Genomic DNA, 15,082 nt, shown 5'->3' on the forward strand with positions numbered 1-15,082 from the left:
CGTACGTCGTGCGCATACCCTCGGCGAGTGCCTCGTAGATCGCCGCGATGTCCGGTACGACGATCAGGCAGCTGCCGTACGACTGCTCGGGGTCGAAGCCGGGGATACCGAAGAAGTGCAGGTTGAGGTCTTCTCCCCGGCGCAGTGCCAGGTACGAATTCGGGCTCAGTTGCCGGTAGGTCTGTGCGAAGCCGAGGGCGCGGTAGAACGTGCTGATCTCGTCGATGTCCGCACAGGGCAGCAGGGGGATCGTCACTTAGTTGGCCATGCTCACATCCTGTCGGATGTTAGGAAGGGCCCCTTCCTCTACCGATAACGATAAGAAGGGGCCCTTCCTTACATCCGGGGGGGCCGCGGGCCGGCGGCGGGGCTGATGTGACCGCCGGCCCGCGGTCTTACCGGCGGGACGTCCAGGTGGAGGACGTCCCGGGGTTCCTGGTTAGAGTCCGGCGGCGTGCGCGGCGGCGGTGCCACCGACCACGGGCAGGACGATGTTGCTGCTCTTCAGGGCGACCTCGATGTTGGCCCGGGTCTGGTCGGCCTGGCTGGAGTACTGCGAGTAGCTGCCGACGATGATGACGCCGATCCGGTGGCCCGGCTCGAAGACGTAGTCCTCGGGCAGCAGGGGGAAGGAGTAGTTGTACGCCTCGCCCGGCACCAGCGGCACCGCAATCCGGATCGACTGCCGGTTCTGGGCGTCCATGATGCCCTTGGTGACCAGTTCGAGGTCGGAGGTCGCCACCCGCTTCTGGGTCTGCTTGTAGCAGCCGTCGTCGGTCGGGCTGGTCTCACCCCAGCAGTCAGAGGTCTCGAGGGTGATGATGCCCTCGCCGGAGGCCCGGTGGTTGACCCGCTCGGCGGTGCCGTAGTCGACCAGGATGGCACCGAGGTTGGTGTCGGTCTGGTCGGCCGTGGCCCGCAGCTGCACGACCGGCGTACCGGAGATGTGCAGCGGCGCGGTGAGCGGAGCGGAGAGGAACGCGAGCCGGTTCGGCTGCACGGTGTCCGGGTTGAGGATCATCGTGTTCTGGCTCTGGGTCGGGTTGTCCTGGAACGCGCCGTTGACCGGCTTCGCGGTCGGGACCAGACCAAGGCCACCGGCACCGGTCGTGCCGGGCTGGAGTAAGATCTCGGTCTCGGCCTTGCCCGGCACCGGCCAGTCGGCGTACGTCTCCCAGACGTCGGCGGAACGCTCCAGGTCGACCCGGGGCTCCTCCATGATGCCGTTCTGCACGCCCTGGAGCCAGAAGTCGAACCAGCGGTGCAGGGTGTTCACCCAGACGGCGCGGCGGGAGTCGAACGGGTCGACGTGTCCCTCCTGGGAGAGCCACAGCTTGCGCGGCACGTTGTTCTCGGCGAGCGCGTACCAGAACTTGCTGAAGTGGTCCGGCCGTACGTTGTCGTCGTTGAGGCCGTGGTACAGCAGCACGCTCGCGGTCATGTTCGGGACCTTCTTGACGTAGCTGCGCTCGTTCCAGAAGGAGGTGTAGTCGCCGGTCTCGTCACCGTCGGCGGCGGCCATCGCGTCCCGGGTCGGCTTGCAGTAGTCCCGCCGCTCCGGGTTGGTCACCGTGTTCGCCAGCGACGCCACGTAGCTGTTGCCCCGGGTGATGACCCCGTTGCTGCGCACGTAGTCGTAGTACTCGGTCGGGCCGCTGATCGGCACGATGGTGGTCAGGCCCTTGACCCCGGTCACGGCGGTCGACATGGCCAGCGAGCCGTCGTACGACTTGCCGATCATGCCGGTCTTGCCGTTGTGCCAGTCCGCCTTGACGACCTGACCGGCGGCGTTGCGGGCGGTGGCCCGGCCGTTGAGCCAGTTGATCGCCTGCTTGGCGCTGAGGTTGTCCTCGTTGGCGTTGGTGGTCGGGCAGCCGGTCGAGTTGTTGGTGCCGACCATGTCGAGCAGGATCACCGCGTAGCCGCGTGGCACGAAGTAGTTGTCGTAGAAGAGCGGCCACTTGTCGAGCAGGCCGTCGCCGTCCAGGTCAGCCTTGCACTCGGACTCGTTGCCACGGCAGACGGTCGAGTAATAGGGGCTGGCGTCCATGACGACCGGCACCTTGAGGCCATTCGCGGTGGCCTTGGGGCGCATCACGTCGAACGCGATGATGTCCCGGAGGCCGTCCTTGTCGCTGTCGAATGTGGAGTCGATGAAGAGGCGTTCCCGGATGGCGTCCGCGTAGCCGAAGACCGGCTGCGTCACACCGTCCTGTACGACGATCGCGGGAGTGTCGATGGCGAGTGCCTGTGGCGCCGCCCCGACGACGGCGAGCGCGGCCACGGGGAGCACGGCGATACCCGCGCGCCACAGCCTGCTGATGCGACCCATGCAGTTCTCCTTTTAGGTCAGAAGCGTGCGTAGGTTAGGCGGCGGCCCGCGCGGTTGGCCATCTTCACCTGTAGGAATTTGTTCGTGCACCGTTCGACCGGGGGACACCGTGGTTCGTCTCGGGGACACCCGGACGGCATTGCGACGGGTGATGAACGCCATAGGTGATCTTTTCCGACAGATGTTCAGCGGGCTGATCGGCTCGTTCGTGGCAGGGTGTTGATCTGCCCGGACAGAGGGCGCGCATCTAGTCACGCAGGGAGTCATCGTGGTCCATCCCGACCTGCAGGCCGAGGAATTAGACCACGATGCTGGAAATACTGCCATTCCCGGCCAATATGGCCCCGGTGCTCCGGTCCGGCGGGTCCTTCCCGCGCAGCCCGCCGGACCGGCCGCCGACTGGCGACCGCTGCGGATCGCGATGATCGGTCAGAAGGGCATGCCGGCCACCTACGGTGGGATCGAGCGGCACGTGGAGGAGCTGGCCAGCCGCCTGGCCGACTTCGGCCACGAGGTGACCGTCTACTGTCGGCAGAGTTACGGCAGCATGCCACTGGACCAGTACCGGGGCGTACGCCTGCGCCAGGTCCGTACGGTCGCGAGCAAGCACCTCGACGCCATCGTGCACGCCGCCACCTCAACCGCGGCGGCGATGACCGAGCGGCCGGACATCGTGCACTACCACGGACTCGGGCCGGGCCTGGTCGCCCCGCTGCCCCGCTGGCTGTCCCGTTCCCGGGTGGTGCTGACCGTGCACGGCCTGGACAACCAGCGGGACAAGTGGGGGGTCGGCGCGAGGGCCGTGCTCGGCAGCGCCCACTGGCTCAGCGGGTACGTCCCGCACCAGCGGGTCGCCGTGTCGCGGGGGCTCGCCGCCCACTACGAGACCCGGTTCGGTCGTCCGACGAGCTACATCCCGAACGGTGTGAACCCGGCCAAGCCGCTGCCGGCCCGACAGATCGAGGCCCGGTTCGGGCTGGCCCCCGGTGGCTACCTGTTGCTGGTCGGCCGGCTGGTCCCGGAGAAAGCCGCCGACCTGCTGATTCGTGCGTTCCGTCGGACCGACACCCGGATGCGCCTGGCGATCGTCGGCGGGTCGTCGTTCACCGACGACTTCGTGGCCCGGCTGCGCCGTGAGGCCGAGGGCGACGAGCGGATCGTCTTCACCGGCTTCGCCTACGGCGACCTGCTCGCCGAGTTGTACGCGAACGCCGCCGGGTTCGTGCAGCCCTCCCGGTTGGAAGGGCTGCCGTTGACCCTGTTGGAGGCGGCCGCGTACGGGCTGCCGGTGGTGGCGAGCGACATCGCGCCGCACGTCGAGGTGCTGGAGTCCGACGCACCGGGACGGCGACTGTTCCGCGATGGCGACGAGGAGGACCTGGTACGGGCCCTGGGTGTGCTGCTCGCTGAGCCGGCGGTCGAGCGGGCCGGCGCTGAGACGCTGCGTGAGCGGGTGACCGGGATGTACAGCTGGGACATCGCCGCCCGGGAACTGGAACGGCTCTACCTCGACCTGGTCCCGGCCCCCGGCCGGCGGGCCAGGGCACGACTCGCCGCCCGGGCCGCCGTCAACGGTTGACCGCACCTCGCCCGCGTCACCGTCACCGTCACCGTCACCGGTTGACCGTAGTTCGCGTGCGACCAGGAACGCCGCCGTCGGGCCAGGTTCTGTTTCGCGGATCATGAAGGTCGCTCCTCGGAGCCGTGCCCGCCGCGCGCCGGATCCGGGACGTTGTCGCGATTGACTACCGTGGCGCCGGGACGGTCAAGAGAGGTGTCGATCGTGGCGGAGCGGACAGGTGACGACGAACCCGCCGGGCCGGCGGAGCCGGAACCGAGGCGTGGCGGCGACGGTGGAGGTCGTACCCGATCGGTTGGCGCCATGCTCGGCGCCGCGCTCATCGCGCTCGCCTCGGTCGCGACCTGGTACATCGACGATCGGGCCGCGTCATTGGACGCGGAGCAGGAGGCGCGGGAGCGGGCCGCGTTCGCCGAGGTCTGCAACGATCCCGTCCAGGCCGCCGCGCTCGTCATCAACATCCCGTCGCTCGCCAGCACCTGTCCGACGGGCCTGCGTCACCTGCTGTCGATATCGGCGGACGAGGTCGAGCCGGGACCGGAACTCCTGGACGCCTATCTGGACCGGCTCTTCACACTGCTGGAGGCGCGGATTCCGAGTGACGTCACGCCGTACCTTCAAGCGCTGCACCGCGACGGCGTCTACAGCACCGCCCTCAACGAGCTGCACCGCAACGCCCGGCGGTGCGACGTGCTCCTGCCGACCGGCACTCCGCCACCGGCGGCACCCAGCCCGACCGGGAACTTCTGGGACGACTGGCAGCGGATCGAGGTCGCGCCGCAACCCCGGTCGATACGAGCGACCGAGGAGCCGGACGGGCACGTCGTCATCATGGCCCGGGTGGTCGACACGACGCCGGCCTGCCTGACCCAGCCCACCCTCGAGTCGGCCCCGCCGCCCAGGTACGTCGGCACCACGGCGCTGACCCTGTCGTTCAGTACCGGCACCGGTCCGAGCGGCGAACGGGTGTGGCTGCTCGACCGCCTCGACGCCTGCCCGGTCCGACCGGACCCGCTGGCCGCGGAACCAGTGGTCAGCACGTACTCACTGACCCGGCGCCGGTCGATCCGGGACGACGTCACCGACTCCCTCTTCCGCTACGCCGGCAGCACCTGTGCCGCGGCAACCCCCTCAACCGGCGACTGAGCGGGGTTCATGATTCGCAGGACAGAATCTAGCCCCGGTTCGGATAGCGGCAGGCCGAGCTGGCCGCCGCGCCACGCTGCTCCGGCGCCAGCGTCACCGCAACGGATTCGCCCGGGTACGCCGGGTGCACCCGGCGTGCCTCGACCACGCCGGTCGGGCTGTCGCCACCGAGGCACGCGGCGGCCACCAGGATCACCGGCTCGTGAGCGGCGCCCGGGGCGTCGAATCGGACTCTCGCCCCGTCTGCCGGGTGCCGTACGTCGGCCAGCGCCAGCTGTCGCCAGGCCCCCGGTTGTCGTGCGGCCGGACCAGCGTCGGCCGGACCAGTGTCGGTCGAGGCGGCGTCGGTCGGACCAGCGTCGGTCGGACCAGCGTCGGTCGAGGCGGCGCCGGTCGAGGCGGTGAAGCCGACGATGTCCAGGTCCGTGCCGCTGGCGTGCAGGTTGATCACGCCATCTGCCGCGGTGACCGCGAACCTCACGGCGGTGGGCGCCGGCCGTCCGTTCGGGCAGTCGGACGCCGACTGGGTACGGGGTGGGTTGCCGTGGATGACGGCGGACGAGACCACCCCACCGTCGGCGGTCTTGAACCACCGGACGTCCGGGGTACCGCCGGTGTTGTCGTACACCTTCTCGCCGACGCAGAAGCCGGTGAATCCGACCGTGCAGTGTGGCGGGATCGTGGTGACCAGTGCGTCGTCCCGGGACGCCCCGCGGCGTACGTGCGCGCCGCCGCCGTAGGTGACACCGGTGAAGGCGGCGTCGGGCGGCACACCGGGGCAGTTCGGCGCGGCGGAGGCCGGCGGGTGCGGCTTGATTTCGTCCGGGGGCGGCGAGGTGGCGGCCAAAACCGTCATCACCGCCGCGACCAGCGCTGTCACCGCCCCGACCGCGCCGACCGTGGTCCTGCGCCACCGCCACCGGGCGGCGCCCCTGCGGATCGCACCGGCCCGCCCGGTCGCCGCCGCGTCGGCGGTCGGCGGTGGTTCGGCGATGTGCGGTGGGCCGGTCGCCGGTGCGTCGACGATTGCCGCCGCGCCGGCATCCTGACGGGTGGCCGCCTCACCCGTCGGGGCTGTCCGGGCGGCCGTGTCGGACCAGCGTCGCTGCCACGCGGCGGGGTCGCCGTGGCACGCGCCGACGTACGCGAGCACCACCTCCAGGGTCGGCAACCTTGTCCCGCCGGCCGCCTCGGAGAGCGTCGTGGCGCTGTACCCGGCCGATCTGGCGAGCACCCGGTACGTCGGGTTGCCCGCCTCGGCGCGCAGCTTGCGGAGTTCGTACGCGAATTCCTGTAGTGGACCGGCGGTGGGATCGACCGGTCGCTCCTGACGGGCCACGTGGTTTCTCGCCCCCAAGGTGTTTCCTGGCAGCTCCTCGTCCCATGGTCGCCGATGTCGGTAGCCGTGCCCCCACCGGTGTCGGATTCTTGCCATACGCGTGGACTTGACCGGAATTGATTGACCGGAGCCGTCGATCTTTCCGGTCAACCGGACCAGCGCCTAGCAATGAGTACGAGGGCAGGTCCGACAGTTCGCCGAAGCGACCCGTGGACCCGCGGCCGTTCATCCGACCGGCGCCGTCGGCCCTCGAACGCGGTCGGTGGAGTGAGTGGAGGAACCATGATGAGGACACGGATGATCGCCATGGTCGGGGCACTGGCCGGCTCGATCGGACTGCTGGGGCTGACCGGGGCGCCCGCGCTGGCCACCGGGTCGGCCCGGGACTGTGTGGTCGATCTCGACCACGCGACGATGACCTGCGCCGCTACCGAGGCGCAGGCGCGACATCAGGGTGGTGTCACGCCCGCCGCGCTCACCATCGCCCGGGTCTACGACGGGACGAACTACTCCGGCGCCTCGCTCGCCTTCGTTCAGTCGAGGGCGTGCACCCCGGCGTACGACAGCGAGTGGCAGTGGGACAACCTCGGCGTGACCAGCGGTGGGAACTGGAGCAACCGGATCAGCTCGGTACGCACCTACAACAAGTGTGACGTGAGGTTCTTCGACGGTGTCAACTTCGGCGGCGCCTCGTCGACCTGGATCGACGCCTCGGCGAACCTGGGCGCCGTCGGCAGCGGTTGGAGCAACCGGGCCAGCTCGGTCAAGTTCTCCTGATCCCGGCGCTGCGCCGCCCGGCAGCGTGACCGCCGGCGGGAGGGTGGATGAGTGCCCGCTCGCCCGCCGCTCCCCGCTGAAGGAAGGGTCCCTTGTTAACGCTATGCGTTAACAAGGGACCCTTCCTTCGCTCCCGGCCCGGGGTGGACGGTCCGGTGGCCCGGGGGGAGGATGGCCCGGTCGGCACAACGGCCCCTTCTGTCGCCCGGGCGAGCAGGGCTAGATTGAACCGATCTTCGTGCCGGGAGGACATCGGTTGGCCGCGCCCGGCAGCGGCCGGGGCAGCGTCGATTCGGCTTCAGTGGGACCAGTGGAACAACACACGCAGCAGTTGGTCGGCGCGGTACCGCCCCCGGGCGGCACTCCGGCCGGGGGCAGGGCCCCCACCGGGGGACTCGCCGCGCTCGGCGATTCAGCCGGCTCCCGCCTCCTCGCCGGTGGCGCGGCACTTGTCGTCACGGTCGTGGCGGTGGCCGCCGGGCTGTCGATGGCGGCCGGGGACCGTAAGGGTGTGGTGCTGCCGCTCGCCGCGGTCGCGGGCATCGCGGTGGCGGTCCTGGCACTGACCCGGTTCGCCGGGTACGTGCTGCTGATGCTCGCGGTCCGCTCCTGCGTCGACCTGTTCAAGCTCACCGGACCCAGCGCCGGCCAGGCCGGGTCGGCCGACACCGCACGGGCGGCCGACCCGTCCACCCTGCTCGCGGTGCTGTTCCTGCTCGCGGCCGGGCTCTGGCTGGCCGCCCAGTTGCGCCGACACGGGCGGCTGCGCGGCTCGCCCCTGAGCTGGGCGATGCTGCTGGTCGGCGTGACCAGCCTGATCAGTGCGCTCGGTGCGGCCCGACCGTCGAACAGCCTGCTGGAGGCATTGCGGATCCTCACCGTGGTGGTGATGTTCGTGGTGCTGGAACAGCTCATCCCGGACACCGTCGGCATCCGTCGGGTGCTGATCGCCTGCTACGCCTCGCTGGTGCTGGCGCTCGGTTACACGGTGGTCCTGTCGCTGCTCGGAAACCCGCCGGCCGAGGTGAAGGGCGACTTCACCCGGATCAGCGGTACGTTCAGCCAGTCGACCACGTTCGGCCGCTACCTCATGTTCATGGTGATCTTCGGGTTCGCGGTCTACCGGTTCCTGGGGCGACGGCTGAGGGTGGTGCTCGGCGTCCTGCTCGCCCTCTCCCTGCTCTTCCTCCTGCTCACCAACACCCGCAGCGCCCTGCTCGGCGCCGCGATCGGCCTGGTCGTGGTCGCGGTGCTGCATCGCAGCAAACGGATGCTGGTCACGCTCTGTCTGGTGGCGGTCGCGGGGGTGGCGCTGGTCCCCGCGGTCGGTGAGCGGTTCGCCCAACTCGCCAACTCCCGCGCCGTCGGCGGCGACCCGACCGGCAACACCCTCGCCTGGCGGCTCGGCTACTGGACCGAGATCGTCACCCTGGCCAATCGCAACCCGGTCACCGGCATCGGGCCGAACATGACCCAGCGCGAGACCGACGAGGCGAAGAAGCCGCACAACGATTTCCTGCGGGCGTACGTGGAAACCGGGCTGCTCGGTCTCGGGGCGTACCTGGCGATGCTGGTCGCCTTCCTCTACACCGCGCGGACCGCGCTGCGTCGGGCGCCCCCGGCCAGCTTCGAGCGGGGCGTCGCGGTCGGCTTCGCCGGCTGCGCCACCGCGTTCGTGGCGATCAGCGCCGCTTCCAACGTTATATCCAACGTGGTCACGCTCTGGTACTTCGTCGCCTTCGCCGCGGCGGCCAGTGCGATCGCCCGCCGGCCGGCGCCGAACCCGGTCGGCGAACCGCCACGAAGCACCACTGTCCCGGTTTGAGTGAACGACAGCATTGGGGAAACAAGCGTGGAGATCGTCGACTACCTGCGGGTCGCCCGGCGGCGGCTCTGGGTGCTCGTGGGGGTGCCGGTGCTCGCCACCGGTGCCGCGGCCGGCATCGTGCTGCTCGCACCGCAGCAGTACAGCGGCACCGCGTACGTGGCGGCCCCGGCGTTGGTCGGCGGTACGGCCGGCACCCAGTACTCCGGTACCCAGGCGGCGAACCAGTTCGTCGCGGCCTTCGGCGCGGCCGTCACCTCGCCCCGGGTCGTGGCCGACGTGGCCGGTGACACCGGGGTGGCGCCGGAGCGGCTGCGCGACGGGCTCGCCGTCACCCAGGTCGGTGCGAGCAGCCAACTGGAGGTGACGTACACCGCGAGCAAGCGGGGGACCGTCGCACCGGTGCTGACCGCGACCACGACCCGGGCACTGGCCTTCCTCTTCTCCTCCCAGGTGGGCATCGCCACCGGGGAGGTCGAGGCGGCGAACGCCGACGTCACCTCGGCGACCAAGGCGATCGGCGAGTGGGAGAAGACGAACAAGGTCTCCCAACCGGACCGGATCTACCAGGCGACGCTGAGTGAGCTGACCAGCCTGCGGCAGCAGCAGCTCTCCATGCAGGCGGTCGGCAACGGCCGGGGTGCCGACGCGGCGGCGGCGGCGATCGACACCGCCCAGAAGAAGCTCGACGAGCTGGGACCGAAGCTCCCCGACTACCAGGCCCTGCTCGCCCGGCGGGACGCGGCGACCAGCGCTCTCGCCCAGGCGCGGGAGGGGTTGCAGGCGGCCCGGGCCCAGACCCAGGCGGCCGATCCGGCCCAGGTGACCAGCATCGGCGCGGTGCGCGCGGTGAGCCGGCTGGCGGAGCTGGTCCGGACCGCGCTGCCGGTGGCCGGTGCCGGGTTGCTGCTGGGAGTGCTGCTGGTGGGCGTACTCGAACTGTTCGCGCGTGGTCGTGCCGCCATCCGGCCGCCGGCCCAGCCGGTCACGGTACCGGCCGCGATCGCGGCGCCGGAGTTCGCGGCGCAGGCCGGTTCGTCGGCGGTCGCCGCACCGTCGGTCGAGGCGGTGGCGGGCCCGGCCGGGACCGTGCCCGCGGCCCGGCAGTGACCGCCCGGCACCGGGACGCCGGGTGAGCGGCGAGCCTGGCGGCCGGCCGCCGGCCACATCGGAGACCGGCGACCAACAGGTACGCGGAATGGCCCGTGGCGGTGTGCTGAACCTGGCCGGCGCGGTGCTGAGTCAGGCCGCGCTCTTCCTGGTCATGCTGCTGCTGGCGCGCGTGCTGGGGGTCCGCGAGGTCGGTCGGTACGCCCAGGTCTACGCGGTGTTGTCGCTGCTCGGACTCCTTTCGCTTTCCGGGTTCCGGGCCGGGTTGACCCGGTTCGTGGCGGTGCACCTCGCCGACGACGATCCGGCCGCGATCCGGGGCACGATCCGGCTCGGGCTGGTCATCTCGGCGGCGGCGTCCACCGTGATCGCGTTCGGGCTTGCTGTCGGCGCACCGTGGCTGGCCAGGGCGCTGCACGATCCGCAGCTCACCGGAGGGCTGCGGTTGGTCGCGCTGGCCCTGCCGGCGGCCACCGTCTGCGAGGCGGCGCTCGCCGCCACCCGGGGTTGGCGCAGGCAGCGGGCGTACGCCCTGATCGGGCAGGTGTACGAGCCGGTGACCCGGTTGCTGCTCACCGCGTTGGCGCTGTTCGTCGGTGCCGGTCTCACCGGCGCGTTCTGGGCGCTGGTGGTGGCGAGTTGGAGCGCGGCCGGGCTCGCCCTCGTCGCACTCGCCCGGATGCTGGGCCGGGTGCCGGCGGCGCGGCCGGTGTACCGGCCCGGCGAGCTGTTCCGGTTCTCCACGGTGAGCTGGGTTTCGTCGATCTCCTCGACCGGGTTGATCTGGGTGGACGCGCTGCTGCTCGGCTTCTTCGACTACGGGGCCGACAAGATCGGCGTCTATCACGTGGCGACCCGGCTGGTCACGGTCGCGGTGTTCGTGCTGGCGCCGATCAACGCGTCGTTCGGCCCCTACCTGGCGCATCTCTACCACCAGGAGCGGTGGGACGAGGTACGCCGGATCTACGCGGTCGCGACCGGCTGGGTGGTACGACTCTCGCTGCCGGCGTTCGTGGCGCTGCTGGTCTTCCCGGAACAGCTACTGCGCCTGATCGGCGGGCCCGGCCTGGCCGGTGGCGCGGCGGTGACGATCGTGCTGGCGCTCGGGCAGCTGGTCAACGCGGCGACCGGGCCGTGCGGAACGCTGCTGAACATGTCCGGCCGGGTCTCGGTCAACATGTTCGACAACCTTGCCGCGCTGCTGCTCAACATCCTGCTCAACCTCTGGCTCATCCCGGCGCACGGAATCCTCGGCGCGGCGGTCGCCTGGGCGATCTCGCTCGCCGTGGTGAACGTGGCCCGGGTCTGGCAGGTCCGGGTGCTGGTGCGGGCGGTGCCGGTCACCGTTGGCATGGTGAAGGGGCTCGGTGCGGCGCTGCTCGCGTTGGCCGCCGGATTCGGTGTGCGGTCGCTGGTGCCGGGTTGGGGGGCGCAGCTCGTGCTCGGCCTGGTCACGATCGTCGTGGTCTACCTGGGCGCGGTGCTCGCCCTGGGACTCAGTCGGGAGGACGTGATGGTGTTGCGGTCGGTGACCCGCCGGGGTGCCCGGCGTTCCGCCGGGGGTGCGGGTCGGGGCGACGCTACGAGCGTTGGCGCGGGCCGGAGCGCGGCGGCGACCGACCACACCGGTGCCGGAGTCGGCTCGTGAGCGGCGTCGGTCGACGGCTGGTCACCGACCAGTTGCGCCGGGGTGTCCGGGCCGCGCGGGCGTGGGGACGGGCGGGTCGCCCCGGACCGGCCGGCCCGCTTCCCGATTTCCTGGTCATCGGTGGGCAGCGTTGCGGCACGACGTCGCTCTACCACTACCTTGCGGCACACCCGGGGGTACGGGTGGCGACCGGCAAGGAGTTGCAGTTCTTCAGCCTGCACCACGGTCGGGGTACGCGCTGGTACCGGGGCCACTTCCCGCGCCTCGCCCCGGATGAGCGCACCTTCGAGGCGAGTCCCTACTACCTGTTCCATCCGAGCGTGCCGGCCCGGGTGGCGGCGACCCTGCCCGAGGCCCGGTTCGTGGCGCTGTTGCGTGACCCGGTGCAGCGGGCGTACTCGCACTACCTGCACACCCGTTCGTACGGCGCCGAGCCGCTCTCCTTCGCGGACGCGCTCGACGCGGAGGAGGAGCGGCTGGACCGCGCGTTACGCGACGGGCCGGACACACGGGCCGCCCATCGGGCGTTGCGCAACCACTCGTACGCGGCCCGTGGCCGTTACGCCGAGCAGTTGGAGCGTTGGTTCGGGCAGATCCCCCGGGAGCGGATCCACGTGGCCCGCAACGAGGACCTGAGCCGTGACCCGGCGGGCACGTACGCCGGGATCCTGCGTTTCCTCGACCTGCCGGCGTTCACCCCGGAGGCGTTCGCCCGGCACACCCGCCGGGTTGACAGTGGGCCGTCGCAGCTCACCCCGGAGCTGCGGGACCGGCTGGCGGCGTACTTCGCGCCGCACAACGCCCGCCTCGACGAACTGCTCGGCTGGTCCGAACCGTGGGGGCGCGACGGCTGAGTCCGACGTCTTCGCGCCCACGCACGCTGACACTTTGGGTACAACCGACGTTCACCGTTTCCTTGAAGAAGCAAGGAAAAATCGATGAGTGCGTCCCGCGCCCGGTGACATCGTGTACGCGTATCGGAAGCCAAAGCCGCCGTCCCGGCGCCGCTTCAGCTTCCGGTTCGGCCTCCAGCATCCCGTCCTACGCCTGACCCCATGGTCACATCGTGACGGCGACGGCAACGACTGGATCTCGGTGCTGCCGGTGCCGTACGGCGTTCTCGAAACGCGTTTGAACCCGCACAACGTAGTGCTGATCCCGGTAGTCGACTGCGTCTCCTACAAGGAAGCGGTGCCCTCGGACACGCTCGATGTGATCTGCCGCGTCCTGGACGGCGAACACCCGCGCTATCCGTGGATCAGGCCCGACACCGACGGTGAAGAGCAGCGCACCGACAACGCGTACCCCACCGTTCGCGAGGCCCTCCAGCAGGCACACTGACTGGCCGAGACCCTGCTGGACAGTGCGGACAGCTGGTGCGGGCACAGTAACCTCGACCCGGCCGCGCGCCGATCCGTCCTTGTGCACCTTTGGCGGTCAGGGCTCTCCGGCGGCTCGCCCTCGGTGAACCCGACGGCAACGAACTACGCCACGTTTGCCTAGTGCTTCAGCGGGTCAGCGCTGGCTGCCCTAGGTGTACTGGCCGGGGACGTTGGTTGAGAACCATGCCCGGGCGCTCTCTGTCGTCGGCGACTGCGACGGAGCTGCGGGGTCGAGGTCTACGAGGCCAACCGCTCACCTGAGTTGTGACCTGATCTTGCGAGTGCGACCACGCCGTCTGACTGGTTGATCTCCGACCACACCGCATCGAGGGAGAGGCCGAGGACGTCGGCGATCGCGGCGATGGTCGGGAAGGCGGGGGTGGCTACGCGACCGGACTCGATCTTCCGAAGAGTCTCCGGCGAAACACCCGCGTCCAGCGCGGTACCGAGCATCGAACGCGTCCCCCTCGCTCGACGCAGGAGGGCGCCGAGGCGCTGTCCGCGCTCGACCTCTTCGGGAGTGAGCGGCAACCTGACCATGGCTCCGATTCTAGTACCGGGATAATATGGCCGGGATACTTATTGGCCGTACGAGTAAGGCGTCGCATGATCGAGATCCTGGACCCCACCGAACTGCCCCGAGCGCGGGACGCAGGCGCCCTGGTCGCTGCCATATTGCAGGCCCTGAAGAGCCGCAGCACGGTCGGTACGAACCTGCTGGACATCGACCGGTGGGCCCAGGCCATGATCACCGAGGCTGGAGCGAAGTCCTGCTACGTCGACTACGAGCCATCCTTCGGACGTGGGCCGTTCGGCCACTACATCTGCACGTCGATCAACGACGCCGTGCTCCACGGGCTGCCACACGACTACACGCTTGCCGACGGCGACCTGGTGTCACTCGACCTCGCCGTCTCCAACGGCGGAGTCGTCGCCGACTCCGCCATCAGCTTCATCGTGGGCGACTCGAAGCCCCCGGAGAGCGTCGCGATGATCAGCGCGACCGAGCGGGCACTGAGCGCAGGGATAGCCGCGGCCGGACCGGGGGCCCGCATCGGTGACATCTCCCATGCCATCGGCACGGTCCTCAGCGAGGCGGGATATTCGATCAACACCGAGTTCGGCGGTCATGGCGTCGGATCGACGATGCACCAGGACCCGCACGTACCGAACACAGGGCGGCCCGGTCGGGGATACAGGCTGCGCCCTGGGCTACTGCTGGCATTGGAGCCATGGATCATGGCGGACACCGCCAAGCTCGTCACCGATGCCGATGGCTGGACACTCCGAAGTGCGACAGGCTGCCGGACCGCGCACAGTGAGCACACGATCGCCATCACCAACGACGGAGCCGAAGTCCTGACCTTGCCGAGGTAGGCGTCGAAGTGGCGGAGGAGGTTCCCGGCATCGTCGGCGTCCGCGACAGCAAGGACGTGTCGGGGTCGGTACTCACCTTCGGCCCCGACGCGTGGCGAGCCTTCGTCAGCCCCGGTACGTCGAACGCCCCTGGCGTGGCGCCGCGGGCACCGACCTCGCCCGACTCGTGCCGTACCGTGGCCGTGACCACGGAGTCGCCCTGATACGAGTCGACCTCGGTCAGGAGCCGGTACGGTGCAGCCGGAATGTTCTGCGGATGCCTGCGAAGATCGGCCGTCATCAGCAGTTCCGACCGCTTGAGCACGATCAGGCCGGCGGCCTCCAGAGCCTCCGCCGCCTCCGCCGGTTCGGTGGTGGGCACGGTCAGCCATGTGACGCTGTCCTCGCCAGCGACCAGTTCGGCAAGCGTGGTGAGCGATGCGAGGTCCTCGCCTGCGTCGAGCGCGACATACTCGACGTCGCGACCAGGCTGCATGCACCGCACCCGCAGTCCGCCGCCGACGTCCTCGGCGGCTGGCAGCGCGCGGGCCACGCCCCAGCCGCGCTGCCAGCGGATGATCAAGTCTC

At 70.2% G+C, this 15,082-nt stretch carries 12 protein-coding genes and 1 pseudogene; 10 read left to right on the top strand and 3 right to left on the bottom strand.

Annotated elements, in window-relative coordinates; genetic code table 11:
* Positions 1–439 precede the first annotated feature (439 nt).
* Positions 440–2,332: a CocE/NonD family hydrolase gene (locus BDK92_RS27800; RefSeq protein WP_121159348.1), complete on the bottom strand. Its 1,893-nt coding sequence runs from the start codon at positions 2,330–2,332 to the stop codon at positions 440–442.
* Between the two features lie 421 nt (positions 2,333–2,753).
* Here BDK92_RS27800 and BDK92_RS27805 point away from each other — a divergent pair, with 421 nt between their 5' ends.
* Both BDK92_RS27805 and BDK92_RS27810 read left to right on the top strand, forming a co-directional pair.
* Positions 2,754–3,911 carry a glycosyltransferase family 4 protein gene (locus BDK92_RS27805; RefSeq protein ID WP_121159349.1) on the top strand — a complete coding sequence of 386 codons (1,158 nt, stop codon included), beginning with the start codon at positions 2,754–2,756 and terminating at the stop codon, positions 3,909–3,911.
* A 204-nt stretch (positions 3,912–4,115) separates the two neighbouring features.
* Positions 4,116–5,057 carry a hypothetical protein gene (locus BDK92_RS27810; RefSeq protein WP_147457134.1) on the top strand — a complete coding sequence of 314 codons (942 nt, stop codon included), beginning with the start codon at positions 4,116–4,118 and terminating at the stop codon, positions 5,055–5,057.
* Between the two features lie 28 nt (positions 5,058–5,085).
* On the opposite strand, the gene BDK92_RS40460 is transcribed toward BDK92_RS27810, so the two are convergent.
* The gene (locus BDK92_RS40460; RefSeq protein WP_246017279.1) at positions 5,086–6,414 is read right to left on the bottom strand and encodes a helix-turn-helix domain-containing protein; all 1,329 of its coding nucleotides are present in this window, start codon (positions 6,412–6,414) and stop codon (positions 5,086–5,088) included.
* 264 nt (positions 6,415–6,678) lie between these two features.
* Here BDK92_RS40460 and BDK92_RS27820 point away from each other — a divergent pair, with 264 nt between their 5' ends.
* The 6 genes from BDK92_RS27820 to BDK92_RS27845 all read left to right on the top strand — a co-directional run bounded on the left by BDK92_RS27820 (position 6,679) and on the right by BDK92_RS27845 (position 13,097).
* Positions 6,679–7,173, top strand: coding sequence for a peptidase inhibitor family I36 protein (locus BDK92_RS27820; protein WP_170208703.1), 495 nt, complete (start codon positions 6,679–6,681; stop codon positions 7,171–7,173).
* Positions 7,174–7,483: 310 nt separating this feature from the next.
* Positions 7,484–8,998, top strand: a complete 1,515-nt coding sequence (locus tag BDK92_RS27825) for an O-antigen ligase family protein (RefSeq protein WP_121159352.1) — start codon at positions 7,484–7,486, stop codon at positions 8,996–8,998.
* A 27-nt stretch (positions 8,999–9,025) separates the two neighbouring features.
* Positions 9,026–10,108, top strand: coding sequence for a Wzz/FepE/Etk N-terminal domain-containing protein (locus BDK92_RS27830; RefSeq protein ID WP_170208704.1), 1,083 nt, complete (start codon positions 9,026–9,028; stop codon positions 10,106–10,108).
* A 22-nt stretch (positions 10,109–10,130) separates the two neighbouring features.
* A complete protein-coding gene (locus BDK92_RS27835) occupies positions 10,131–11,756 on the top strand; it encodes a flippase (protein ID WP_147457135.1) in 1,626 nt (541 codons plus the stop codon).
* On the top strand, positions 11,753–12,610 hold the full coding sequence (locus tag BDK92_RS27840) for a sulfotransferase family protein (RefSeq protein WP_170208705.1): 858 nt from the start codon (positions 11,753–11,755) through the stop codon (positions 12,608–12,610). The genes BDK92_RS27835 and BDK92_RS27840 overlap by 4 nt, the downstream gene beginning before the upstream one ends.
* An 88-nt stretch (positions 12,611–12,698) precedes the next feature.
* Entirely contained in the window at positions 12,699–13,097 is a 399-nt protein-coding gene (locus BDK92_RS27845; RefSeq protein WP_121159355.1) for a hypothetical protein, read from the top strand.
* Positions 13,098–13,375: 278 nt separating this feature from the next.
* Here the strand turns inward: BDK92_RS27845 and BDK92_RS27850 are convergent, their stop codons facing one another.
* On the bottom strand, positions 13,376–13,678 hold the full coding sequence (locus BDK92_RS27850; RefSeq protein ID WP_121159356.1) for a helix-turn-helix transcriptional regulator: 303 nt from the start codon (positions 13,676–13,678) through the stop codon (positions 13,376–13,378).
* A 66-nt stretch (positions 13,679–13,744) separates the two neighbouring features.
* Between BDK92_RS27850 and map the strand changes: the two genes are divergently transcribed.
* Together map and BDK92_RS41265 are read left to right on the top strand one after the other, a co-directional pair.
* Positions 13,745–14,515: a type I methionyl aminopeptidase gene (gene map, locus BDK92_RS27855; protein ID WP_121159357.1), complete on the top strand. Its 771-nt coding sequence runs from the start codon at positions 13,745–13,747 to the stop codon at positions 14,513–14,515.
* A gap of 2 nt (positions 14,516–14,517) precedes the next feature.
* A pseudogene (locus BDK92_RS41265) lies at positions 14,518–14,640 on the top strand (DUF397 domain-containing protein); the annotation flags it as partial.
* Positions 14,641–15,082: the final 442 nt, after the last annotated feature.

It is taken from the genome of Micromonospora pisi (assembly GCF_003633685.1).
Lineage (GTDB): Bacteria > Actinomycetota > Actinomycetes > Mycobacteriales > Micromonosporaceae > Micromonospora_G > Micromonospora_G pisi.

Bases quoted from the DNA above. Each gene is read 5' to 3' on its own strand.
- BDK92_RS27850 (WP_121159356.1), bottom strand. From the start codon at position 13,678: ATGGTCAGGTTGCCGCTCACTCCCGAAGAGGTCGAGCGCGGACAGCGC.
- map (WP_121159357.1), top strand. From the start codon at position 13,745: ATGATCGAGATCCTGGACCCCACCGAACTGCCCCGAGCGCGGGACGCA.
- BDK92_RS27805 (WP_121159349.1), top strand. From the start codon at position 2,754: ATGATCGGTCAGAAGGGCATGCCGGCCACCTACGGTGGGATCGAGCGG.
- BDK92_RS27820 (WP_170208703.1), top strand. From the start codon at position 6,679: ATGATGAGGACACGGATGATCGCCATGGTCGGGGCACTGGCCGGCTCG.
- BDK92_RS27800 (WP_121159348.1), bottom strand. From the start codon at position 2,332: ATGGGTCGCATCAGCAGGCTGTGGCGCGCGGGTATCGCCGTGCTCCCC.